This window comes from Chimaeribacter arupi (genome assembly GCF_002858805.1).
Lineage (GTDB): Bacteria > Pseudomonadota > Gammaproteobacteria > Enterobacterales > Enterobacteriaceae > Chimaeribacter > Chimaeribacter arupi.
In genome coordinates, this window is record NZ_PJZI01000013.1 from 40,463 (window position 1) to 61,135 (window position 20,673).

A 20,673-nucleotide genomic window follows, 5' to 3' on the forward strand; every position below is an offset into this window, starting at 1 on the left:
GGTTACCCCTGAATACGTTGTTCGATGATGCCGCCGCCAAGGCAGACCTCATCCAGATAGAACACGGCGGACTGGCCCGGCGTGACGGCCGCCACCGGCTCATCAAAACGCACCTCGATACGCTCGCCATCCAGCGGCGTCACCAGGCAGGGAATATCCTGCTGGCGGTAGCGGGTTTTCACCGTGCAGCGCAGTGGGGCGGTCAGCGGCTGACGGTCAACCCAGTGCAGCTGCTGGGCAATCAGGCCGGTGGACATCAGGCGCGGGTGTTCGTGGCCCTGCGCGACCACCAGGATGTTGTTTTCGACATCCTTATCCACCACGTACCACGGGTCTTCGCCGCCGTCTTTGACGCCGCCGATACCCAGGCCTTTGCGCTGGCCGAGGGTGTGGTACATCAGCCCCTGGTGCTGCCCCATGTCGGCGCCGTCAACACTGAGGATGCGGCCCGGCTGGGCAGGCAGGTAGCGGCCGAGGAAATCACGGAATTTGCGCTCACCGATAAAGCAGATGCCGGTGGAATCTTTTTTCTTCGCGGTGATGAGATCCAGTTCTTCCGCAATGCGGCGCACTTCCGGCTTCTCCAGCTCACCCACCGGGAACAGGCTCTGGGCAATCTGTTCGTGGCTCAGGGTGTAGAGGAAGTAGCTCTGGTCTTTGTTGCCGTCGATGCCGCGCAGCAAACGGCTGACGCCGTCCACATCCTGGCGGCGCACATAGTGGCCGGTGGCGATGTAGTCTGCGCCCAGATCCTCTGCGGCGAACTCCAGGAAGGCTTTGAATTTGATCTCTTTGTTGCAGAGGATATCGGGGTTCGGCGTGCGCCCGGCTTTGTACTCTTCCAGGAACAGCTCGAACACGTTATCCCAGTATTCGGCGGCAAAGTTGACGGTGTGCAGCTCAATGCCGAGCTTGTCGCACACGGCTTGCGCGTCCGCCAGATCGGTGGCGGCGGTGCAATACTCTTCGTCGTCGTCCTCTTCCCAGTTCTTCATAAACAGTCCGGCCACCTGATAGCCCTGTTGCTGCAACAGGTAAGCGGAAACCGAGGAATCAACGCCGCCGGACATGCCGACGATTACTTTTTTCTGACTGTTATCTGACATGGGAATCTCACGAGCCTGTATACCAGGCGGCAGGCGCAGCGCGCGTGCCGCACGGCATGGCGGGGCAGGCCGGCCATGCCTGTTAAAAATGAGCGCCGGATTTTAACACGTTGCCGGGGCTGCTGCACCGCCGAATGCGACAATCACACAAATTGCCTAGGCCGGGAACGGCCAGTTAAATGCCGCCAGCAGGGAGAGCGGGTAGCGTGCCGGTTGCTGCCAGCAGCGCAGGCTCTCGGCCACCAGCGGCGAGCGCAGGTTGGTGGCCTGCAGGATCTCATCAGCCGGCAGCCAGAGGCAGCGGTCGATGTCGCTGTCCTGCGGCGCGGTGGGCAGCGGGGCAGGCAGGTCAAGCGCAAAGCAGAAGCGCAGGAACGGCGTGTTGTCCGGCGCGATCCACTGGTGCAGCCGCAGGAAATGCTGCACCTGCGCGCGCAGGCCGGTCTCCTCATAGAGTTCGCGCTCTGCCGCCTGCACCAGCGTTTCGTCCGCTTCCAGATGCCCGGCCGGCTGGTTCCACAACGGTTTGCCGCGGATGGTTTCCTCCACCACCAGGAACTGGCCCTGGGCGTGCACCACACAGGCCACGGTAACATGGGGTTTGAACATAGGCTCTCCTTGAACAGCTGAAACGGAACTAAAGGTGCGGCACTTCCCGCCATTCGCCGGGGGCCAGCGTGCCGAGGGTGGCGCTGCCCATCGCATAACGGATAAGCCGCAGGGTCGGGAACCCGATGTGGGCAGTCATCCGGCGCACTTGCCGGTTGCGCCCCTCGTAGAGCGTCACTTTCAGCCAGGCGGTGGGGATCGCCTTGCGCTCGCGGATGGGCGGGTTACGCGGCCAGAGCCACGCCGGTTCGGTCACGCGTTCCACCCCGGCCGGCAGGGTCGGGCCGTCTTTCAGCGTCACGCCGTGGCGCAGTGCCGCCAGCGCCGCCTCATCCGGCTCGCCCTCTACCTGAACATAGTAGATTTTCCCGGTGCGTTTGCCCGGTTGTGTGAGCTGAGCCTGCAATTTGCCGTCATTGGTCAGCACCATCAGCCCCTCGCTGTCGCGGTCCAGCCGCCCGGCGGCATACACCCCGGACAACGGAATGAAATCTTTCAGGGTGGCGCGCCCGGCTTCATCGGTAAATTGCGGCAGCACATCGAAGGGTTTGTTAAACAGCACAATGCGCCGCGGGCCGGCAGGTTTTTCACTGCGCGCGGCCGCAGGCGCGCTGAATCGTTTAACGTGGTGATTTTTAACAGGGATTTTTTTCATGTTCTTTAACGTTGGCCACAATAGGCGCATTATAGCCGATAACGGTTTCAGATTGGCGCGGGCTGAATATTCAAGTAGTATTGACACGCATCTTACAAATCATTAACAAAGTGCGCTTTGAAGGAGAGGTTAATGGAAAGCAAAGTAGTTGTTCCGGCGGAAGGTAATAAAATTACGGTTGATGCTCAGGGTAAACTGGTTGTTCCGCATAACCCGATCATCCCGTTCATCGAAGGTGACGGCATCGGCGTCGATGTTACCCCCGCCATGATCAAGGTTGTGGATGCAGCGGTTGAGAAAGCTTACAAGGGTGAGCGTAAAATTTCCTGGATGGAAATTTACACCGGCGAGAAATCTACTGAACTGTACGGCAAAGATGTCTGGTTGCCGGAAGAGACCCTTGACCTGATCCGTGAATACCGTGTGGCCATCAAAGGCCCGCTGACCACCCCGGTCGGTGGCGGTATCCGCTCCCTGAACGTTGCCCTGCGCCAACAGCTTGATCTCTACATCTGCTTGCGTCCGGTGCGTTACTATCAGGGCACCCCAAGCCCGGTGAAACGCCCGGAAGACACCGACATGGTGATTTTCCGTGAGAACTCCGAAGACATCTATGCGGGTATCGAGTGGAAAGCCGGTTCTGCAGAAGCGGATAAAGTGATCAACTTCCTGCAAAACGAAATGGGCGTGAAGAAGATCCGTTTCCCAGAGCAGTGCGGCATCGGCATTAAGCCGTGTTCTGAAGAGGGCACCAAGCGCCTGGTCCGTGCGGCCATTGAGTATGCGATAACCAACGACCGCGACTCCGTGACCCTGGTGCACAAAGGCAACATCATGAAATTCACCGAAGGTGCCTTCAAGGACTGGGGCTACCAACTGGCCCGTGAAGAGTTCGGCGGTGAACTGATTGACGGCGGCCCGTGGGTGAAAATCAAGAACCCGAACAGCGGCAAAGAGATCGTCATCAAAGACGTGATCGCTGACGCCTTCCTGCAACAGATCCTGCTGCGCCCGGCTGAGTATGACGTGATCGCCTGTATGAACCTGAACGGTGACTACATCTCTGATGCGCTGGCCGCACAGGTCGGCGGGATCGGCATCGCGCCGGGCGCCAACATCGGTGACGAGTGCGCGCTGTTTGAAGCCACCCACGGTACCGCACCGAAGTATGCCGGCCAGGACAAAGTGAACCCAGGTTCAGTTATCCTCTCTGCTGAGATGATGCTGCGCCACATGCAGTGGTTCGAAGCCGCAGACCTGATTGTGAAAGGCATGGAAGGCGCGATTGCCGCCAAAACCGTGACCTACGATTTCGAACGCCTGATGGAAGGCGCCACCCTGCGTAAATGCAGCGAGTTCGGCGACGACATCATCAGCAACATGTAATCGTCATCACGCCTGCGAAACGGGAGCCTTTGCGGCTCCCGTTTTTTTTACCCTTTTTCCGCCGGAACCGGCGCCTGTTGCAGCTGCGCCACCGTCTGCTGGTAGAGGGTATCGCTGTGCTTATCCAGCGGGAAACGCACGGTGCCCTGGAAAACCGGCCCGGTGATCGGCTGGATGTCCGGGTGTGACCCCAGCTTGCCGGAGGCGAGGCAGAGGCCGGAAGGCGGCGACGCCGGCCAGATATGGCCGATGCGGTCGCAGGCGTCTACCCAGACAAACAGCTCGCCCGGCCGGAAGCCTGCCAGTTGCTGGTTCAGCGGGGCCAGCAGGTAAGTTTCAAACTTCGGCTCAATTTTCTGATTACCGATCTTCAGCACCAGCGGGTAGGTAAAGGTGCTGCCGGAGAAGGAGAAACGGTGCGCATTGAGATCAACCTGATAGTGGCTGATGCGTTTCGGTACGCCCCACAGCTCAATCAGCGCCGGTACCCAGGAGGTGATTTTCGCGGCCAGATCCTGCGTGGTGGTGGTCAGGGAGGCGTTAGAGAGCGTGCTGCGGCCAAGACCAATGAAATTGTCACCGCCCAGCAGATCGAGCACCGTGGCGCCGTTATCCAGCGTGCTGCGCGGCTGGTGGTTCATGCCCTGTAGCGTGCCGCTGCCGTCGAGGATAAAGAACAGGTCTTTACGGTCATGACGCGTCAGCTGGCTCCATGCGGTGTTGTTCATCGCCAGGTGATCGGAAGAGACCACAATCACCGTGTCTTTGTAGTAAGGCGACTGCTGGATGCGGCGGATAAAGTTCGCCACCGTCTCCTGATTGCACAGGATGGCGCTCAGGGATTTGTTCTCTTTACCGTTTATCGGGTAACGGTTTTTCCGGCAACTGCGTGATACGTAGCCGTCCGGGTGGTGGGTATCCACCGTCAGCGCAAACAAGGCAAATGGCTTTCCCTGTTCCGACAGCGTTTCAAACTGCGCATAGGCCTGATCCAGCAGGGTGTCGTCATACAGCCCCCAGTCATTGACGTAGGCCGGGTCCTGAAGCTGCGGTTGCAGCTCTTTGCGGCCATAGATCTGATCAAACCCGTGCGACTTCAAAAACTGCCCTTTGCCGGCAAACGCCAGATCCGCCCCCTGATAGAAGGAGAGGGCGTAGCCGGAGGCTTTCAGAATATCGCCGAGGCAGATTTTGCCGGGGTAGAAGCCGTCCACTGAACCGGCGGCGTTGCCGTCAAACGGCGCAAACAGCGGAATGCCGCATTGCGAGGCCACCATCCCGGCGATGGTATATTCCGTGCCCGGTAACTGGCGGGTCTGGCTGAAGTCCAGCGCCTGCTGTTTCACCGCCGCCAGATCCGGCGTCAGGCCGGGGAACGCCTGCTCATCAAAATAGGTGCGCTCAAAACTCTCGGCGTAGAGGTAGACCAGGTTGCGCTTTTTGCCGCTGATCAGCCGGGACGGGATTTTGTAATAGGTGTAAAACTCTTCGCCTTTGTCCGCACGCCGCGATTTGATCATGGTGTAAATCTCCCCGGTGGCCGGGGTGATGACCAGGGAGGCGCTGATCAGCGCAAATGCCGTCAGGCTATAGACCGGGCGGTTTTTCAGGCGCCACGCCCGCAGCAGCACCCACACCACCCCACAAAACAGCAGCACCAGCCCACCGAGCAGCGCCAGCCCCGGCAGCAGGTATTTGGTCATCCCCGCGCCTTCCAGGTTGCTGGTCAGGGTGTACAGCACCGAATCATTGATGCCGTTGCCGGTAAAGTAGTTGCTGGCGTAGTAGAGCAGGTTCAGCAGGATAAAGATCAGCGAACTGGCCAGCAGGCAGATCAACCAGAACAGGTTGGTAATCCCCTTGCGCAGGCAAAGGGTGATCGACACGGCAAATAACAACAGGGAAAACAACGCAGGGAAGCTGGTTGCCACAGGGCATATCCTCACATTCACCGGGGCCGACAGGGCCGCAAAAGAAGAAAAAGCAGAAAAGGGGAGTTTGTTGCTGTTAAAAACGATATTACACGGCGTTAAGAGTGTAGAACCAGACCGGTCAGCATTTTATGAGGGGTGTCTCAATTATTATGACATTTTTGTTTAGCTTTTATTTAGGTTGCACCACCGGGGCAGCGGCAAAAGGGACGTAAATAAAAGCGGCCGGGCATAAGAAGTTGATAACGAAAGAGAGTGGCGGGCAGTGTCCCTGGGGCGGTATGCTGGGCGGCAATCCCCCTTTTTATGGAATAACATCATGACACTTATGAAGATTGGTTTGCCTGCCCTGTTGGCGCTTTGCCTGAGCGCCTGTAGCCTGACCGAAAGCGCGCCGCTGGGTACCCTGTCACCGGGCGCACATGCGCAGGAGATCCGCCGCGACCAAACCGCCAACCTGACGCAGGTCGGCACGGCGTCGGTCACGGTATACGGCAACCCAATGAATGCCGCCGAACTCATTCAGAAAAAAGCGGATGCGATGGGTGCGCATTACTATTTTGTGACCAACGTAGAGCCGACCCAGGTACCCAACCAGTGGATCTCGCAAGCGATTCTCTACCGCTGAGGGAAGCACGGCCGGTTTCTGCCTGCTGAGCAGGGGGGCAGATTGGCGGCAAAGCGGAAAAATATCATCTATCCTTATGAAGTTACCTATAAAAAGGAGAAAGATGATGAGAACGGATGTGCAGTTTTCTACCCAACACCCGGCGGGCGCCCACAGGGTCATTGTGGGTGATATCGTGCGGCTGGAAACCCACGGATTGGATCACGTCTACCTGCTGGACGTGATGCTGGCCCGCCGTGAAGGCGAGACGCTGATCGGCAATGTGGTGGTGGTCTCCCCGGCGGCAGACATCCCTTTCGACCACTGGGAGCTGAAACAGGGTGAGGAAGTGGCCTTCCACCAGCGCAATATTATTCCCGCCGATCAGGATGCGGATGAGGTCGATTCACGGGATGAACAACGTTGACCGGGCAGGGCAGGCACAGGCGTTGCCCGCCGTGCCTGCCCGCCGTACCGGATGATGGTTTGTAAAATTTTGTATAGCCTTGAATAATCAGCATAATCGTCTAGAGTTAATAGAACAGACGACAATAAGGAGAGACTATATGGATCTGATACGTATCATTATTGCCATCATTTTACCGCCGCTGGGTGTGTTTATGCAGGTCGGTTTTGGTGGGGCATTCTGGCTCAACATCCTGCTGACGCTGCTGGGTTACATCCCTGGTATCATTCACGCCATCTGGATCATTGCCCGCCGTTAAGCCGCCCCGCTGCGGTTCCTCTGCTAAACTTACGTAAGTCATCGCGCTTCATGGCCTGCGGGTGTTCTGCCCGCAGGCGACGTCTTCGCGGCGATGGCACCTTTCAGAGGGAGAGTGTCATGGAAAATCATGCTTCGCTTGAAGAACTGACAGCCCGTATTGAGGTCCTGGAACAGCGCGAAAAAAACCTGACCTACGCCTCACATGCCTATCAGGCCATTATTACCACCCTGCTCGGCGCCGTTGACAAACCCACCCGTGACAAAGTGATTGCCCTGGTTGAACAGGCGCATGAGCTGGCGTTTAACCGGGCGGTGAATCAGGGAAACATCCGGCAGACCACGATGATCAAAGGGGCGGATGAGGTAGCCCAGCGGATGTTTATTTTCGCCCAGCGCGACCGGCACGACAGCGACTGAGCGGCCGGTATAAACAGGGATTGCCGCCGCCCCGGCTGGATGTTACAAAGCGGGTGCCAGAATAATGGCGTGTTTGTGTGTCCGGAAAGCCCGCCACGGTGGCGCGGCTCACAGAGGGGCGTCTGATTATCAATGAATACCTTTATCCTGTTGTACCAGGTTATCCGCCAGGCCACGCTGGCTGCCTTACCACAAGCCCACGATCTTAACCCCCAACAGACGCTTAACCGCGCGCTGGCAGAAGGGCTGTTGGGCGAGGCGCGCCGTGACTGGCATATTGAGCGGTTGAGCAATAAAGAGGATGAACCCAGCAGCATTTTCGTGACGGAGCCGGTCTATGAGTATTATTTCTGCCACGGGGCGGAAAACCGGCGCATCCCGCAGGAAGAAGCGGATGCCAGGGCATTGATGGATGATTTTGACGCGATGGTGCGCTGGATGATCATCAACGACTATCTCTTTCTGGATGGGCAGCATTATGTGGTGCTGGAGAAGTGCCTGAAAACCGCAGAACTGACGATTGCTGACTAAGTGGGTACTGATTAAGTGGGTGCTGACCAGGCGGGCAGCCGGGCCGGCGGCACCGCACGGTTAACCGGCGTCAATTGACCCGGTTTTTGTCTTTGAGCATATTGATGGCCGCCCCGAGCATGATACGCCGTTGGGTATCCGGGGTGGCCCGCAACTGATGCCCCAGCAGCTCAATCAGCGCATCCGTGCTCAGCGGGCGCGCCTGATGGCGCAACGTAATGACCCCCTCGCCGATAATACGTGCCACCTCATCCCATAACGGTTGAATCTCTTGTTCCGAGAACTTCATACTTCACCCCGGTATGTGCAAATTATCATCAATCTAGCATCTGAGGATCGTCAGGCAACCTTTATCGCCCTTCAGCCGGAAATTTCCCAGGGCGTTTCCCGCTCAGAAATCCGCACGCTCCTCTGCCGGCACGCCATAGCCGTCAATAAAATCCTCTATCGGGTAGCAGGCGGCATGGCGCAGCCGCTGCTCATCCATTGATGCCAGGCACTGTTGTTCCGTATTGAACGCATCAATCACCAGGTCATCACATCCACCGCCCAGGTAGCAAATCGACAAAATCAGGGCATACATCGTCAGCATATCCTTTTGGTCAACACCGGCTTACCGGAAGCGGCCGGCAACACCTTCCCCTCAGTCAAGCATAGCCGCTCAACGCCATCCCGGCGCGGTGCAGCCTGTGCGCTGCCACGGCGCATTGCCCTGAAACAGGACAGGGCTGTTACACCGGCGACAGTGCGGCAGGTAAACATGCACAGTAAAATGCCGGGATTGTGACACAGCCAACATTTCGGAAAATAGCCAGCGGCTATCACAACAATTATCCGATAAATCATCAGCAGACTTAAGATTATGGTGTAAGATTAATCTTAATCTCCCAGGAGATACTTTCATAACACAGTTGTCGATGCGAGGTCGTTATGCACTATATGATTCAATCACCTTTGTCGTATGTTTTGGCCGGTTGTGTTGCTTTTTGGTGCACGGTGGCGTGGCTGGTTCTTTCTGTAGCAAACTAATCCTCACATGAAACTGATGGTTCCTGGAAACCCGCTGCGGCGGGTTTTCTGTTTTCTGCCCGGCGTAAACGCATGGTATGCTTGCCGCCGCCACGCACATTGCGGGTGGTAAACAGAGCAACTGATTAAAACAGAGGTAACCCATGTCAGACCTATTGACGCAGGATCAGGAGCTGGTCTCTGACCTGGTCGCCTGCCAGCTGGTGATTAAACAGATTCTGGATGTGATTGATGTGATCGCCCCGGCTGAGGTGCGCGATAAGATGTCACACCAGCTGAAAAGCATCGATTTTGACCGCCACCCGGCGGGCGCGGATGCGGTCACCAAGCGGGCAGTGCAGAAAGCCATCGCGCTGATTGACCTGAAGTTCACCGCTGCTGAATAAGAAAAACCCGCCGCGGCGGGTTTTTTTACGCGCTTACTCCACCACGTCCACCGCTTTTTTCAGCAAGGGACACTGGCTCACCCCGACGATGCCGCTGTCAGAATGCAGGAACTGCGCGCTGACTACGCCCCGCGCCGTGAGATAGCGGCAATGCAGGCCCAGCCCGGCCGCGTTTTTCTCACTGCCGGCCAGCACCCCGTAGCCGGAAAACAGAAACACCACGTAAAGTACCGCGATGGCTGCCAATCCCTTAAACCGCATATTATCTCCCCCGGTAAAACGGCCCACTGCGGGCACCGGGCTCGACTCTACCGGCTGCCCCGGCGGCAAAAAAGGGCAACATTCTGAAAAAAAATCCCCGGCCAATGCGGGTTCAGTTACACCCCGGTTTAAGGTAGGGTGCGTAGCATACGCCATTATCTCAGTGGTCTTGAGGCAGACATCACGGTGAAATGTAAAGTAGTGGCCACCGCAGCCGGCATCGGTGTGGTGTGCGTCGCGCTGTATCTGCTGGCCCTGAACAGTTACTGCGACCAGGGGGGGAACTTCACCCTCGGCATGTGTGCTGTCACCGCCTTTATCCCCTGGTAGGGCAGTGCTGCTGTTCAGTGCTGCCCGCCGGATGGTAGGATAAGAGCCTGGTTATTTTGCTGGCAGGACAGGCAATGTTTGATTTTTTATTAGGTTCGTCGGGCGTGGTATCGCTGGCGGTATCACTGTTAAGCGCCTTATTGCTGCTGGTGGTCTGGTTTAAGGTAAACCGTGCCAGCGTCAGGGCCAATGAGCAGATCCGGCTGTTAACGGAGATTGCTGAACAGCAACGCCGTCAGACGGAGCTGCTGGCGCGGCTGGCCGACGGCGATGCAGCGCATGATACGCCCGCCCAGGAAGAAGAAATACTTCAGTTCAAAGGTTTTGTGCCGGAACGTTAACCCGTCTGCGGAGCAGGGATCCCTTTGCCTGTTCCGCTGATTACCCGCCCGTTTCCCCCCGCCATGCGCTGTCATAAAAGTGACGTAATGCCGCCGTAAGCTGAAGCCACTCTTTAACAGGGCGAGGCTTCCCAATGATTGACTGGTCTGAAGAACATGATAGCGATATTAATCGCACCATCGCTGAGTTAACCGGCGAAAATCCGGATAAGTGGTACCCGTACGGCGGCATGAAAGGCAAGGATTACTGCAATAACCCGGCCGATGCCTGGCCGATCATCTGCCATTACCGCATCAACCTGCGTTTCCCCGCCGATAACCCCGGCCAGCAATGGATCGCGTGCATCACCAATCCCGCCGGCGAATGGCTGGCCTACAATACCTGCCCGTTGCGGGCCGCAATGGAGTGTTTTTTACTCAGTCAGATGCCGATGCTGCAAGGCGCCTGAAATTAAGCTATATAAATAGGGTGAGCTAAAAAGTCAGACCTTTCAACTGATTAATGTTTCTTCATTGTGACAGTATTGTCTAAGGCGGAGTCCATTATGAAGCGCATCATTAAAGGCGATAAAAATCTCTCCCATCTGGTCGTGGCGCATGCCGCCATCGACAGTCATGAAAAAGCCTACGGCCGGCGCCGACAGGGCTGGCCTTCTACTTACCTGGTGAATTACAAAGGGGCCCGTGTGGCCGTTGAAGTGGTGACGCGGCGGCAGTCCTATGTGGCTACCGTGATGGCGGGTGCGCGCAATCTCAGCAAGTTGTGCGGCATGGCCGCTGCCTGAGACGCCCGCACCCTGATAATGATAAAGCCAGCCTTAAGGCTGGCTTTTTACTGCGTGGTGGTGACGCACCCTTTTCTTAAGACGTCATGCTGTGAAAACGTGGTATTGACTGCCCTGCATCATGGGGCATGGTGGCCGACGTCACGCATACTGCGCCCGCCGAACAACCGGCAGAGCGCGTGCATCAGCGTGGCAACCACATCAATGACCACCACGCTCACCATAATCAGCGTTAAGACCAGGGCGTTGGCAATCTTTTTCAGGGCATTAACACCGCGGGCGGGCAGGGTGCTGCGCTGCCAGCCGCTTTTCACCGCTTTGCTCAACCGCGCCAGCGGTGAACGGTGCCGTTTGGCCCGTGGGTGAGGGGAGGACTTTTCTTGCGCGTTCATCTTTACTCCTTACAAACATTCGGTATGAGACAGGGCGACGGCCCTGTTTTACCCGGCGTGATAAGGGGAATGTGCCGGGCCATTAACAAATCCATAATATTTACCGGATGCCTTCGCGGCATCCTTGTGTTACCCATTCCGTCATCAGGCATCGGCTGCACAGCCATGCTGCCTGCCGGCGTCCCGCCGGTCGGGCGTATTTGCCAGGGAGCGCCGCTATGGCCCATAAAAACCGCTATTACGATGCCAGCAAAGCCCACCACACACCTGACGGATTCCGTAACCCGCAGCAAACCCAAACGCGTGGTGAAGGGGATTTCCGCCGCTGGCAAGAAGAACGCAAGCAACAGGGGCTGCCACGGCCACCGGCACAGGGCTACGCGCGTTTTATTGCCGACTGGTGGCAGCAGCCCGATTTCAGCGGCAATAACGACGCCGCCTGGTGGCTGGGCCACGCCTGCGTGCTGTTCCGTGTGCAGGGCCGTTATATCCTGACGGATCCGGCATTGTCAGAACGGGCTTCCCCGCTCTCCTTCTACGGCCCGCGGCGAAAAACCCCGGTTGCGGCAGAGATTGATCACCTGCCGCCCATTGATGTGGTGCTGCTTTCGCATAATCACTATGATCATCTTGACAAGCAAACGGTCAAAAAGTTGCTTAAACGTTTCCCGGATGTGACCTTTCTCGTGCCGTTGGGCCTGAAAAGCTGGCTGACGCGGCGCGGCGCCCGCCAGGTAGAGGAGCTGGACTGGTGGGACATGAAACAGCTTAACGGGCTGGATTTCCACTGTGTGCCTGCCCAGCACTGGAGTATGCGCACGCCGTGGGACCGCAACCGCAGTTTATGGTGCGGCTGGGTCATCACCCACCCCACCGTGCGCCTCTATTTCTCCGGTGACAGCGGGTATACGCCGTTGTTGCATCAGATTGGCGAACGGCTTGGGCCCTTTGATCTGGCCGCCTTGCCGATCGGTGCCTATGCACCACGATGGTTCATGGGGCCGCAGCATATGGACCCGCAACAGTCTGCCCAATTGTTTAAGCAGCTCAATTGCCAACGTGCGATCCCGATTCATTGGGGAGTGTTTGAATTAGCGGATGAATCCCTGGATGAGCCGCCCGGCATTTTACAACAGGCTATTTTGGCAGAAAATATATCGGCACACGCGTTTAGCGCACTCAAAATTGGTGGCCGCATTAATTTGTCCTCACCGGCCACTTAGCCGGCCCTGCAAAAATAATCCGGGGCGTTTGAAATTGCGGTAGGGCGGCAGCCAAACAGCAATGAAAAATAACGCAGAGGGGTGTGCACCCTAAAATGTTATCAATTTGTTTAAGTTACCGGGTTTAATGAGAATAAGTGTCATTTTTTAGGGAGAGAAAGGGCAAACTCGCTGGAAGGCTTGCTAACCGTATGGTTATCAGGCTCCTGCCGGCAGGTTGCTCGCGGTAAGTTGCTTTCGCGGGCATTAAGCTGCTGGGCAGGAAGACCCCGGCCGACACCGGGTGAGCCACCCAACCTGGGATAAGTGTTCCACATTCTGCAACTTTTCTTATCAATGATTTTTTATCATTATTGAGTGATAAAAGTGGGATATAAAAATCCTTTTATCCGCTTCTGCTATTTCCCTTTTAAAGGGTGCTTTAATTCCACCCTGTCATAACAGGGATAAGGGGAGTATTTTTGTAGTGTAATAGCGCAGCGGCAACGCGTTATTCCATGACAGACGGTATCGCTATTTTATTTCTGACAATCCCGATAACCGCAAATAGCCTGAAGGTCAGTTTTTGGCCTGGTGCAATAATGTTCTGATGGAAAAGTAACCAAAAAAACCTGCACTGTCATGGTGAACCGGTGCACCGCGAAAGACGGGTCAATGCCGGTGCCGGGGGCCGGTGGTAGTAAAGGGTAAACTCCTGTGTTTTCATCAGACTGTCACAATAAAAAGGTAAAGAGAAAAGGACAACCGCCTGTGGCCGGCAGAAGAAAAGCGCAGTCGCCGGAAGTCCTGCGGCGGTGCGGGCTGCCGGCGTTGCCCCGCAGCCGGGGGTGCAGAAGGGGCGCAGGCGCGCTTATGCTGACTTTCTCTTGAAAAACAGTGTGTTAAAAACGTAAACTTGTGACTTAAGTCAAATATCTGTTTTTCATAAGATAAAAAACAGCATTGCTATGCCGTTATAACGCGATAAAATCGCATAATAATTATCATTTATCAGGCTCCGGCGCTTACAGCCACCGGATAAATGATCAATAATCAAGATCGGTTGTTATTGCTTGGCCGCAATGTACGGGGATACACCCACATTGTAGAGGGCGTAAAATACAGAGCAGAAAATAGCGTGGCTATCAACTTATTTTCACCGTAGGGGATGGCCAACGCGTTTAACCGTTTCAAATATGTGCGACATGTCCATCAGTGATTAAAAATGGCTTGCCATTGATTACAGAGTATGTGATAACGCATCTGGGTAAAACGAGGTACAGTTCTGTATATGTGTGGCATTTTCAGTAAAGAAGTTCTGAGTAAAGACGTTCACGTTGAATACCGCTTCTCTGCCGATTTTTATCTTAGTGCCTCAAGCAGTAACGACTCTAGTTTGTCTATGTAACGCCTCCGGGCGGTTTAAACAATCCAAAGGAAATACTCAAGATGGCAAAGATCAAAGGTCAAGTTAAGTGGTTCAACGAATCCAAAGGTTTCGGTTTCATCACCCCAGCTGACGGCAGCAAAGACGTGTTCGTACACTTCTCTGCTATCCAGGGTAACGGCTTCAAAACCCTGGCTGAAGGCCAGAACGTTGAGTTCGAAATCCAGGACGGCCAGAAAGGCCCGTCTGCAGTTAACGTAACTGCAATCTAAGCAGCGTCAGCTGTGAAAAAAACCCGCCATGTGCGGGTTTTTTTATGGGCGCGATTCAGGGCAGGATCACCAGCCCGGAATGCTGGTTACGGCCGCGGATGCCGGGGTGTGCCGGGTCCACCGCCCGCCGGTGGCTGTTACGGCGATAACTGGTAAAGGCATAGCGCGGGCCGTCTGCCTGCTGGCTGAGGCTGCAAATGGTGCAGGGTGCCAGATTCTCTACCGCCCCAAACCCCAGCGACTGCAATTTGGCGGCCGCTATCCCCGGCAGATCCAGATAGCGCGGCCGCGGCATCACCCGTGACGCCGGTAAATCCGGCAGGCGTTGCAAAAAGGTCTCCGTAAGTTCATCACTCACCTGGTAACAACAGGGGTGCGCCGCCGGGCCAATCGTGGCGACCCAGTCAGAGAGCGCCTCTTCGCGGGCGATCCGTTCGGCCATTTTCTCAATAATGCCGTCTGCCAGCCCGCGCCACCCGGCGTGCACCACCCCAATGGCCGCGCCGTCACGGCGGCTGAACAGCACCGGCAGGCAATCCGCCGTCAGCACCGTCAGCAAAATGCCCGGCTGGCGGGTGAAAAAGCCATCGGCCTCGCCGCAGCATTCGGCGGGCTGGGTGACGTCGGCGATGCGGGTGCCGTGCACCTGTTTTTTCTCCGGGGAGGAGGCGCGCCAGGGCGCGAGGGCAACCGGCATCAGGGCGCGCTTGTCGCCGAAACCGTAGGCGAGGGCAGGGATCGCACTGAGCAGGGGGGAATCGTGTTTCATGGGCCATCCGGGCTGAAGGGAAAAGAATCGCCAGTGTAGCCAGAGTGGCCCGCACTTGACCAGCCTGACGGTTGCACGGGCCTGCCGGGTTGATTAGACTGGCGCTCCTCAATGACTGCGGCCCGCGCCGCGCTTACGGAATTTCTCATGGCTTACCAGTGTCCCCTCTGTCACCTGCCGTTGCAGCCCCATGCCCAGCAATGGCGTTGCGAACAAAACCACCAGTTTGACCGCGCCAAAGAGGGGTATGTCAACCTGCTGCCGGTGCAGCATAAACGCTCGAAACAGCCCGGAGACAGCCCGGAGATGATGCAGGCGCGCCGCGATTTTCTGGACGCAGGGCATTACCAGCCGTTGCAGCAGCAGGTCTGCACGTTACTGGATGAGGTACTGCCGGCGTCGGCGCAGGCCGTGCTGGATATCGGCTGTGGTGAGGGCTATTACACGGCGGCGCTGGCAGGGCAGCTGAAACAGACGCGGGCAATCACGGTCTATGGGCTGGACGTCGCCAAAGTAGCGGTGCGTTATGCGGCCAAACGCTACCGGCAGGTGAATTTCTGCGTCGCCTCCAGCCACCGTTTGCCGTTCGAGGATAACAGCCTGGATGCCGTGGTGCGCATTTATGCGCCCTGTAATGCGCAGGAGCTGGCCCGTACGGTAAAACCGGGTGGCTATGTGCTGACAGTGGCACCGGGGCCACGGCACCTGTATCAACTCAAGGCAGCGGTGTATGAGGATGTCCAGTTGCATCCGGAGCAGGATGAGCAGTTCCCCGGTTTTACCCGCCTGCGCCAGCAGACGCTGGCTTACCCAATGGCGCTGACGGGCGGGGCGGCATTGCAACTCTTACAGATGACGCCATTTGCCTGGCGTGCCGGTGAAGAGGCGCGGCGGCTGTTGGGTGAGGGACTGGCGTGTGAAACCGATTTTGTTATCCGGCTGCATCAACGGCAGCCGGCGGCCTGACAGGGGTCAGGCCAGCAGGCCGAGATGCTGCAACAGGATGTTGCAGCCGATACCGATCAGCACCACCCCGCCAATAATTTCGGCCCGTTTGCCGAGCATCGGCCCAATAAAGCGGCCAATCAGCATCCCTAACGTGGCCATCAGCATGGTGGTCATGCCAATCGCCAGTGCGGTGTGAATAATATTGACCTGCAAAAAGGCCAGCCCGACGCCGATGGCCAGCGCATCCAGGCTGGTGGCGACAGCCGTGGCGGCCAGCACCCAGAAGCTGTGGCAATCTTTGCAGGGTTCATCCGCGGCCGGGGCTTTCAGCCCTTCCATAATCATGCGTGAGCCGAGAATAAACAGCAGGGCAAAAGCCACCCAGTGATCCCAGGCCATAATATAGCGGCTGGCCATCAGGCCCAGGCCCCAGCCGATCAGCGGGGTAATGGCCTCAATGGCACCAAAGATTAAACCGGTACGGAAAGCTTCGCGGAAACGCGGGCGGTGCAAAGTGGCACCCTTGCCGATGGAGGCGGCAAAAGCGTCCATTGACATGCCAAAGGCAAGAATAAGCGTTGCGGAAAGGTTCATTGAAAAAAAGCCTCGGCCGGGTCTCTCCATATGCACGTAACCCACCCCCAGCCAACGCGGGGTTACATGCCTATGGTCTCGCCAACCTGACCTGGTTGCCCGCACCACGTTTCTGTATGAAACGAGTATGTTGATACGGGCGCTTCTGAAAATGTATTCAGAAACCGGCTACTCCCCAATGACGGCGCAACCTTAACATAATATTTTATCGCCAGACAACATATAATGTGCAGGGGAATAACGGTATTAAGCAATATGATGAAATAACCATCATCTTGTACGGGGAATAACCCTCTCTCTTTTTATTGGGAAATGTCAGCGTATTGTTAAACATTGCTCGAAATAGAGCCAGATATAGCCTTTGCTATAATCTGAATATAGCCAATGCTATAAAATAGCTTTAATTCCATCTTCTTGATTTTTAAATAAAATGTTTTTTATGTTATCAAGATCGCCTATATATTGTACGTGAATAGGTAATTTTCGTTGTTCAAGATGGATGAACAACACACCCTCTTCACTTAAATGCAGACGGCGAATACGGGTATAAGCAATGAACAGATTGCCATAGTAAAACCCTTCAGGTTTAAACAGTAATACCGGCCGCCGGATAAAAGAAATATAGCAGACGCTAATCAGCAGGAAGGTGAGTAAATAAAGCGTGAGGGGGGCACCCCGGCCGGTATAATGCTGGTAGATAACAATCCCCAGCAGGGCGATAAAAATCAGGCTGTCTGCCCGGCCTTTGCGTAATAAGTTTACCCGCAACAAGGTCTTGCCGTTGCGCCGCGGCAGGATCCACTCAAGGTAGATGGCGTAGGCCAGCACCACCACAATACAACCCAGCAGTAACCCCTCTGTCAGTGTCATGTACCCTCCCGGTACGGTGCAGACAAAATAAAGCCGGGGGCAGGCCCCCGGCAGTGTGCAGTAAAGCCGTTACAGCCCCAGCAGGCCGATGGCGTAGCCGACAATACCGATAACAAAGAACCCGACGATAATCCACAGCGCATTGACCTTGCGCCGCAGCAGCCACATACAACCGAAGGTCAGCAGCAGCGGCACCAGGCCCGGCATCAGTTGGTCAAGGATGGTCTGCACCGTGGTGACGGTGGTATTGCCGGTCTGGTCGGTAATGCGTGACACCACCAGCGGGATATTAACGTGCGTCCACTTATTGACCAGCGCCCCCATCACAAACAGGCCGAGAATAGACGCCCCTTCCGTCAGTTTTTGCAGGAAGCCGCCGCCCATGTCGCTGACAATGTCCGCCCCTTTGCGGTAGCCATAGGCTACGCCATAGTAACGGCTGATCAACCGCACCAGGTTGAACAGTACAAAGAACAGCAGCGGGCCGAGCAGGCTGCCGTTCATCGCGATGCCCGCCCCGAGCGCGGCAAACACCGGCCGTACCGTCCCCCAGAAAATCGGGTCGCCCACCCCGGCCAGCGGCCCCATCAGCCCGACTTTCAGGCCGTTTATCGCCCCGTCGTCGATGGCGGCCCCATTTGCCCGCTGCTCCTCCATCGCCATGGTCACGCCCAGTACCGGCGCGGCCACGTAAGGGTGGGTGTTAAAGAACTCCAGATGGCGTTTGATCGCCTGCTTACGCTCGTCATTGTTCTCCGGGTAGAGGCGGCGGATCACCGGCACCATGGAGAAGCAGAACCCAAGCGCCTGCATACGTTCAAAGTTCCATGAACCCTGGAACAGGTTAGAGCGCAAAAAGACGCCGCGCACATCGCTGGAGGTCAGTTTTTTCTGGCCGGTGACGGCCTGGTTTTCGTTATGACTATCACTCATCTGCGTGCCCCTGTGCTTAATCGAGTTCGTTATCTAAATCGTTATTTGCCGGTGCGGCTGCCCCACCGCCTGCTGCCCGGTTATATTTCGGGCTGAGCTGGATGTAGAGCACCGCCATCACCACGCCGATGACGCCCAGGGCCACCAGGTTAAAGTCGGTGAACGCCGCGGTCACAAAGCCGAGATAGAAGAACGGCATCAGATAACCGGCACGCATCATGTTGATCACCATCGCGTAGCCCACCACCACAATCATGCCGCCGGCGATGTTCAGGCCGTTGGTCACGACCGCCGGGATCGAGTTAAGCATCTCCTGTACCACGCTGGTGCCGACAGAGACCGCCACAATCGCCGCAGGCACCGCAATGCGCATCGCCTGCAGGATCAACGCGGAAATGTGCAGCCAGGTAATGCCGGACAAACTGCCGCGTTCGGCGGCCTTATCCGCCGCGTGCTGGAATGCCACCGTCAGGGTACGCACAATAATGGTCAGGACCTGCCCGGCCGCCGCCAGCGGGATCGCCAGGGCGATGCCGGCACCAATTGACTGCCCGCCGGCGATCACCAGAATGGTGGAGATGATCGAGGCCAGTGCCGCATCCGGTGCCACCGCAGCACCGATATTCATCCAGCCCAGGGCGATCATCTCCAGCGTCCCGCCAATTTTGATGCCGGTTTCGATATCCCCGAGCACCATGCCGATTAAGGTACAGGCCACCAGTGGCCGGTGAAACTGAAACTCATCCAGGACAGACTCCACCCCGGCAATACAGGCGATAATGAATATCAGCACAATCTGAAGCGTTGTAATCTCCATTGCACTTTTCTCCTCCAGGCACCCGGCCTGATTAAGTAAAGGGCCGCGCAGGCGCGGGTCAGGCGTTGAGTTTGTTGATCAGATCCATCATCTTCAGGCGGTTGTCACTGGAGACTTTCCTGACCTCCAGTTCAATGCCGCGGGAATCCAGCTCCCTGAAGGCGGCAATGTCTTTTTCATCCACTGAGACGGCGTTATTCACCTGGGTTTTCCCCTGCCTGAACGCCATGCCGCCGATGTTCACCGAGGTGATGTTGACGCCCTCGCGCACCACCCGCAGCACATCGGTGGGGTTGGTAAACAGCAGCATGACGCGGTCATTGGCGTATTTGGGGTTATTCCAGACCCGCACCGCCTTGGCGACATCCACCACGTGGGCGGTGACCCCCGGCGGGGCGACCTGGGTCAGCAGGGTTTTGCGCACATGGTCAGCCGCGACTTCATCACTGACCACAATAATGCGCGAGACTTTGGTCTCTTTGGTCCAGCGGGTCGCAACCTGGCCGTGGATCAGGCGATCATCAATACGCGCCAGGCCGATTTTCATATGCGCCTCCGGCCCGGAGGGGGTGGCCGGTGCGGCCGGGGAAGACGAAGGGGAAGGGGGAGGGGACTGCGCCTCAACGGGGGCGGCTTGCGGCGCCGGTTCCGGCGCTTTCAGGGCTTTCACCCCGGCGCGCCCGCTCTCAATCGCCAGCGCAGTGAGGTCCGCCAGGGTCGGGTCATCATCCCTGGCCATAAACGTTTCTGCCAGCATCGGAATATTGACGCCGGTGACCACCTCATAATTCTCCTCATCGTGGGCGATCCGGCTGGCCGCATTAAAGGGGCTGCCGCCCCAGGTATCCACCAGAAACAGCACCCCTTCTGAGGTGTCCAGGTCTTTTATTTTCTCGCGGTATTTATCGATTAATGTCTCTGCGTTTTCACCGGGAACGAAATCGATAAAGGTCACATTTTCCTGGGTGCCCAAAATCATTTCCGCCGTTTTCAGTAGCTGTTCTGCTGCCCAGCCGTGTGTGCCAATGACAATCGCAATGCTCACCCGCTACCTCCTGTTAATCACTGCATCGCGTCGGCGCACGACGGGCGCGGCGACAGATGCTGTATAAAAGATGCACTACACCTGTCCGAAAAACCCTGGTTTTCCAGAAATAAATGAGTAAATTCATCAGGCTGTAATACGCGCTGCACAAGACCCATTTATTTTAGTCAGCGAAGAAATAATTTATGTGATGGTGCTCTGTTATTTCGTGATGCCTAATACATCGCCGGAAAGACGGCGATAAAAACCGCACTTGTGTTACAAATTAATTCAAATGGTAAGATCAGATGGTAGTCGTCTTTTAAAAATCCTGTTACAGTGCCGGTTCTTATTTTAATGAGGA

At 56.5% G+C, this 20,673-nt stretch carries 29 protein-coding genes and 1 riboswitch; of the genes, 15 read left to right on the forward strand and 14 right to left on the reverse strand.

All coding sequences use genetic code 11. From position 1 onward, the window contains the following. Positions 1–2 precede the first annotated feature (2 nt). From mnmA to rluE, 3 genes are all read right to left on the reverse strand, one after another. A complete protein-coding gene (mnmA, locus tag CYR52_RS09495) occupies positions 3–1,106 on the reverse strand; it encodes a tRNA 2-thiouridine(34) synthase MnmA (RefSeq protein ID WP_072925313.1) in 1,104 nt (367 codons plus the stop codon). A 156-nt stretch (positions 1,107–1,262) separates the two neighbouring features. Then, positions 1,263–1,715 (reverse strand): NUDIX hydrolase, encoded by a 453-nt coding sequence (locus CYR52_RS09500; protein WP_072925310.1) that lies wholly within the window; start codon positions 1,713–1,715, stop codon positions 1,263–1,265. Between the two features lie 28 nt (positions 1,716–1,743). After that, positions 1,744–2,370, reverse strand: coding sequence for a 23S rRNA pseudouridine(2457) synthase RluE (rluE, locus tag CYR52_RS09505; RefSeq protein ID WP_079205139.1), 627 nt, complete (start codon positions 2,368–2,370; stop codon positions 1,744–1,746). A 132-nt stretch (positions 2,371–2,502) separates the two neighbouring features. On the opposite strand from rluE, the gene icd reads away from it, so the two are divergent. Next, positions 2,503–3,756, forward strand: a complete 1,254-nt coding sequence (icd, locus tag CYR52_RS09510) for an NADP-dependent isocitrate dehydrogenase (RefSeq protein WP_072925305.1) — start codon at positions 2,503–2,505, stop codon at positions 3,754–3,756. Between the two features lie 47 nt (positions 3,757–3,803). Here icd and opgB read toward each other — a convergent pair whose 3' ends face one another. Next, complete coding sequence (gene opgB / locus CYR52_RS09515; RefSeq protein WP_165699082.1) at positions 3,804–5,687, reverse strand: phosphatidylglycerol--membrane-oligosaccharide glycerophosphotransferase; 1,884 nt, start codon at positions 5,685–5,687, stop codon at positions 3,804–3,806. Between the two features lie 319 nt (positions 5,688–6,006). Between opgB and bsmA the strand changes: the two genes are divergently transcribed. The 5 genes from bsmA (at position 6,007) to CYR52_RS09540 (ending at position 7,969) form a co-directional block, all read left to right on the forward strand. Then, positions 6,007–6,315: a biofilm peroxide resistance protein BsmA gene (gene bsmA, locus CYR52_RS09520; protein ID WP_072925298.1), complete on the forward strand. Its 309-nt coding sequence runs from the start codon at positions 6,007–6,009 to the stop codon at positions 6,313–6,315. 103 nt (positions 6,316–6,418) lie between these two features. Further along, entirely contained in the window at positions 6,419–6,721 is a 303-nt protein-coding gene (locus tag CYR52_RS09525) for a hypothetical protein (protein ID WP_079205137.1), read from the forward strand. A gap of 139 nt (positions 6,722–6,860) precedes the next feature. After that, entirely contained in the window at positions 6,861–7,019 is a 159-nt protein-coding gene (locus CYR52_RS09530) for a YqaE/Pmp3 family membrane protein (RefSeq protein WP_072925292.1), read from the forward strand. 119 nt (positions 7,020–7,138) lie between these two features. Continuing rightward, positions 7,139–7,438 (forward strand): hypothetical protein, encoded by a 300-nt coding sequence (locus CYR52_RS09535; protein ID WP_072925288.1) that lies wholly within the window; start codon positions 7,139–7,141, stop codon positions 7,436–7,438. Between the two features lie 132 nt (positions 7,439–7,570). Then, a complete protein-coding gene (locus CYR52_RS09540) occupies positions 7,571–7,969 on the forward strand; it encodes a hypothetical protein (protein WP_072925285.1) in 399 nt (132 codons plus the stop codon). 70 nt (positions 7,970–8,039) lie between these two features. On the opposite strand, the gene CYR52_RS09545 is transcribed toward CYR52_RS09540, so the two are convergent. Further along, positions 8,040–8,258 (reverse strand): hypothetical protein, encoded by a 219-nt coding sequence (locus CYR52_RS09545; protein WP_072925283.1) that lies wholly within the window; start codon positions 8,256–8,258, stop codon positions 8,040–8,042. Positions 8,259–8,360: 102 nt separating this feature from the next. Next, positions 8,361–8,552 (reverse strand): YdfD/YebW family protein, encoded by a 192-nt coding sequence (locus CYR52_RS09550; protein WP_072926835.1) that lies wholly within the window; start codon positions 8,550–8,552, stop codon positions 8,361–8,363. A gap of 589 nt (positions 8,553–9,141) precedes the next feature. Here CYR52_RS09550 and CYR52_RS09555 point away from each other — a divergent pair. Next, positions 9,142–9,384 carry a DUF2766 family protein gene (locus CYR52_RS09555; protein WP_072925280.1) on the forward strand — a complete coding sequence of 81 codons (243 nt, stop codon included), beginning with the start codon at positions 9,142–9,144 and terminating at the stop codon, positions 9,382–9,384. 33 nt (positions 9,385–9,417) lie between these two features. Here CYR52_RS09555 and CYR52_RS09560 read toward each other — a convergent pair whose 3' ends face one another. Further along, positions 9,418–9,645, reverse strand: a complete 228-nt coding sequence (locus CYR52_RS09560; RefSeq protein WP_072925277.1) for a YobH family protein — start codon at positions 9,643–9,645, stop codon at positions 9,418–9,420. 201 nt (positions 9,646–9,846) lie between these two features. Between CYR52_RS09560 and mgrB the strand changes: the two genes are divergently transcribed. From mgrB to CYR52_RS09580, 4 genes are all read left to right on the forward strand, one after another. Then, complete coding sequence (gene mgrB / locus CYR52_RS09565) at positions 9,847–9,975, forward strand: PhoP/PhoQ regulatory lipoprotein MgrB (RefSeq protein ID WP_476739105.1); 129 nt, start codon at positions 9,847–9,849, stop codon at positions 9,973–9,975. Positions 9,976–10,049: 74 nt separating this feature from the next. Continuing rightward, positions 10,050–10,316: a YebO family protein gene (locus CYR52_RS09570; protein ID WP_101828496.1), complete on the forward strand. Its 267-nt coding sequence runs from the start codon at positions 10,050–10,052 to the stop codon at positions 10,314–10,316. 134 nt (positions 10,317–10,450) lie between these two features. Further along, positions 10,451–10,765 carry a phage protein NinX family protein gene (locus CYR52_RS09575; RefSeq protein WP_072925271.1) on the forward strand — a complete coding sequence of 105 codons (315 nt, stop codon included), beginning with the start codon at positions 10,451–10,453 and terminating at the stop codon, positions 10,763–10,765. Between the two features lie 96 nt (positions 10,766–10,861). Further along, positions 10,862–11,101, forward strand: coding sequence for a DUF4060 family protein (locus CYR52_RS09580; RefSeq protein ID WP_072925267.1), 240 nt, complete (start codon positions 10,862–10,864; stop codon positions 11,099–11,101). Positions 11,102–11,220: 119 nt separating this feature from the next. Here the strand turns inward: CYR52_RS09580 and CYR52_RS09585 are convergent, their stop codons facing one another. Beyond that, a complete protein-coding gene (locus CYR52_RS09585) occupies positions 11,221–11,493 on the reverse strand; it encodes a hypothetical protein (protein WP_072925264.1) in 273 nt (90 codons plus the stop codon). Positions 11,494–11,711: 218 nt separating this feature from the next. Here CYR52_RS09585 and CYR52_RS09590 point away from each other — a divergent pair, with 218 nt between their 5' ends. The 3 genes from CYR52_RS09590 to cspE all read left to right on the forward strand — a co-directional run bounded on the left by CYR52_RS09590 (position 11,712) and on the right by cspE (position 14,354). Next, positions 11,712–12,716 (forward strand): MBL fold metallo-hydrolase, encoded by a 1,005-nt coding sequence (locus tag CYR52_RS09590; protein ID WP_101828497.1) that lies wholly within the window; start codon positions 11,712–11,714, stop codon positions 12,714–12,716. A 1,270-nt stretch (positions 12,717–13,986) separates the two neighbouring features. Further along, entirely contained in the window at positions 13,987–14,103 is a 117-nt protein-coding gene (locus CYR52_RS09595; protein WP_072925258.1) for a DUF2627 domain-containing protein, read from the forward strand. 41 nt (positions 14,104–14,144) lie between these two features. Continuing rightward, positions 14,145–14,354 (forward strand): transcription antiterminator/RNA stability regulator CspE, encoded by a 210-nt coding sequence (cspE, locus tag CYR52_RS09600; RefSeq protein WP_002221949.1) that lies wholly within the window; start codon positions 14,145–14,147, stop codon positions 14,352–14,354. Positions 14,355–14,409: 55 nt separating this feature from the next. On the opposite strand, the gene CYR52_RS09605 is transcribed toward cspE, so the two are convergent. Further along, complete coding sequence (locus tag CYR52_RS09605; RefSeq protein ID WP_101828498.1) at positions 14,410–15,123, reverse strand: purine nucleoside phosphorylase YfiH/LACC1 family protein; 714 nt, start codon at positions 15,121–15,123, stop codon at positions 14,410–14,412. A 147-nt stretch (positions 15,124–15,270) separates the two neighbouring features. On the opposite strand from CYR52_RS09605, the gene rlmA reads away from it, so the two are divergent. Further along, entirely contained in the window at positions 15,271–16,089 is an 819-nt protein-coding gene (gene rlmA / locus CYR52_RS09610) for a 23S rRNA (guanine(745)-N(1))-methyltransferase (protein ID WP_101828499.1), read from the forward strand. 6 nt (positions 16,090–16,095) lie between these two features. Here the strand turns inward: rlmA and mntP are convergent, their stop codons facing one another. The 5 genes from mntP to manX form a co-directional block, all read right to left on the reverse strand. Next, entirely contained in the window at positions 16,096–16,665 is a 570-nt protein-coding gene (gene mntP, locus CYR52_RS09615) for a manganese efflux pump MntP (protein ID WP_072925250.1), read from the reverse strand. Between the two features lie 12 nt (positions 16,666–16,677). Next, positions 16,678–16,854, reverse strand: a riboswitch (yybP-ykoY riboswitch). A gap of 198 nt (positions 16,855–17,052) precedes the next feature. Further along, positions 17,053–17,535, reverse strand: coding sequence for a DUF986 family protein (locus CYR52_RS09620; RefSeq protein ID WP_072925246.1), 483 nt, complete (start codon positions 17,533–17,535; stop codon positions 17,053–17,055). Positions 17,536–17,604: 69 nt separating this feature from the next. Continuing rightward, entirely contained in the window at positions 17,605–18,468 is an 864-nt protein-coding gene (locus CYR52_RS09625) for a PTS mannose transporter subunit IID (protein ID WP_072925243.1), read from the reverse strand. Between the two features lie 16 nt (positions 18,469–18,484). Continuing rightward, the gene (locus CYR52_RS09630) at positions 18,485–19,285 is read right to left on the reverse strand and encodes a PTS mannose/fructose/sorbose transporter subunit IIC (RefSeq protein ID WP_072925241.1); all 801 of its coding nucleotides are present in this window, start codon (positions 19,283–19,285) and stop codon (positions 18,485–18,487) included. A gap of 58 nt (positions 19,286–19,343) precedes the next feature. Further along, a complete protein-coding gene (gene manX / locus CYR52_RS09635; protein WP_101828500.1) occupies positions 19,344–20,330 on the reverse strand; it encodes a PTS mannose transporter subunit IIAB in 987 nt (328 codons plus the stop codon). Positions 20,331–20,673 lie beyond the last annotated feature (343 nt).

Bases quoted from the DNA above. Each gene is read 5' to 3' on its own strand.
- mnmA (WP_072925313.1), bottom strand. From the start codon at position 1,106: ATGTCAGATAACAGTCAGAAAAAAGTAATCGTCGGCATGTCCGGCGGC.
- CYR52_RS09500 (WP_072925310.1), bottom strand. From the start codon at position 1,715: ATGTTCAAACCCCATGTTACCGTGGCCTGTGTGGTGCACGCCCAGGGC.
- rluE (WP_079205139.1), bottom strand. From the start codon at position 2,370: ATGAAAAAAATCCCTGTTAAAAATCACCACGTTAAACGATTCAGCGCG.
- icd (WP_072925305.1), top strand. From the start codon at position 2,503: ATGGAAAGCAAAGTAGTTGTTCCGGCGGAAGGTAATAAAATTACGGTT.
- bsmA (WP_072925298.1), top strand. From the start codon at position 6,007: ATGACACTTATGAAGATTGGTTTGCCTGCCCTGTTGGCGCTTTGCCTG.
- CYR52_RS09525 (WP_079205137.1), top strand. From the start codon at position 6,419: ATGATGAGAACGGATGTGCAGTTTTCTACCCAACACCCGGCGGGCGCC.
- CYR52_RS09530 (WP_072925292.1), top strand. From the start codon at position 6,861: ATGGATCTGATACGTATCATTATTGCCATCATTTTACCGCCGCTGGGT.
- CYR52_RS09535 (WP_072925288.1), top strand. From the start codon at position 7,139: ATGGAAAATCATGCTTCGCTTGAAGAACTGACAGCCCGTATTGAGGTC.
- CYR52_RS09540 (WP_072925285.1), top strand. From the start codon at position 7,571: ATGAATACCTTTATCCTGTTGTACCAGGTTATCCGCCAGGCCACGCTG.
- CYR52_RS09545 (WP_072925283.1), bottom strand. From the start codon at position 8,258: ATGAAGTTCTCGGAACAAGAGATTCAACCGTTATGGGATGAGGTGGCA.
- CYR52_RS09550 (WP_072926835.1), bottom strand. From the start codon at position 8,552: ATGTATGCCCTGATTTTGTCGATTTGCTACCTGGGCGGTGGATGTGAT.
- CYR52_RS09555 (WP_072925280.1), top strand. From the start codon at position 9,142: ATGTCAGACCTATTGACGCAGGATCAGGAGCTGGTCTCTGACCTGGTC.
- CYR52_RS09560 (WP_072925277.1), bottom strand. From the start codon at position 9,645: ATGCGGTTTAAGGGATTGGCAGCCATCGCGGTACTTTACGTGGTGTTT.
- CYR52_RS09570 (WP_101828496.1), top strand. From the start codon at position 10,050: ATGTTTGATTTTTTATTAGGTTCGTCGGGCGTGGTATCGCTGGCGGTA.
- CYR52_RS09575 (WP_072925271.1), top strand. From the start codon at position 10,451: ATGATTGACTGGTCTGAAGAACATGATAGCGATATTAATCGCACCATC.
- CYR52_RS09580 (WP_072925267.1), top strand. From the start codon at position 10,862: ATGAAGCGCATCATTAAAGGCGATAAAAATCTCTCCCATCTGGTCGTG.
- CYR52_RS09585 (WP_072925264.1), bottom strand. From the start codon at position 11,493: ATGAACGCGCAAGAAAAGTCCTCCCCTCACCCACGGGCCAAACGGCAC.
- CYR52_RS09590 (WP_101828497.1), top strand. From the start codon at position 11,712: ATGGCCCATAAAAACCGCTATTACGATGCCAGCAAAGCCCACCACACA.
- CYR52_RS09595 (WP_072925258.1), top strand. From the start codon at position 13,987: ATGTGTGGCATTTTCAGTAAAGAAGTTCTGAGTAAAGACGTTCACGTT.
- cspE (WP_002221949.1), top strand. From the start codon at position 14,145: ATGGCAAAGATCAAAGGTCAAGTTAAGTGGTTCAACGAATCCAAAGGT.
- CYR52_RS09605 (WP_101828498.1), bottom strand. From the start codon at position 15,123: ATGAAACACGATTCCCCCCTGCTCAGTGCGATCCCTGCCCTCGCCTAC.
- rlmA (WP_101828499.1), top strand. From the start codon at position 15,271: ATGGCTTACCAGTGTCCCCTCTGTCACCTGCCGTTGCAGCCCCATGCC.
- mntP (WP_072925250.1), bottom strand. From the start codon at position 16,665: ATGAACCTTTCCGCAACGCTTATTCTTGCCTTTGGCATGTCAATGGAC.
- CYR52_RS09620 (WP_072925246.1), bottom strand. From the start codon at position 17,535: ATGACACTGACAGAGGGGTTACTGCTGGGTTGTATTGTGGTGGTGCTG.
- CYR52_RS09625 (WP_072925243.1), bottom strand. From the start codon at position 18,468: ATGAGTGATAGTCATAACGAAAACCAGGCCGTCACCGGCCAGAAAAAA.
- CYR52_RS09630 (WP_072925241.1), bottom strand. From the start codon at position 19,285: ATGGAGATTACAACGCTTCAGATTGTGCTGATATTCATTATCGCCTGT.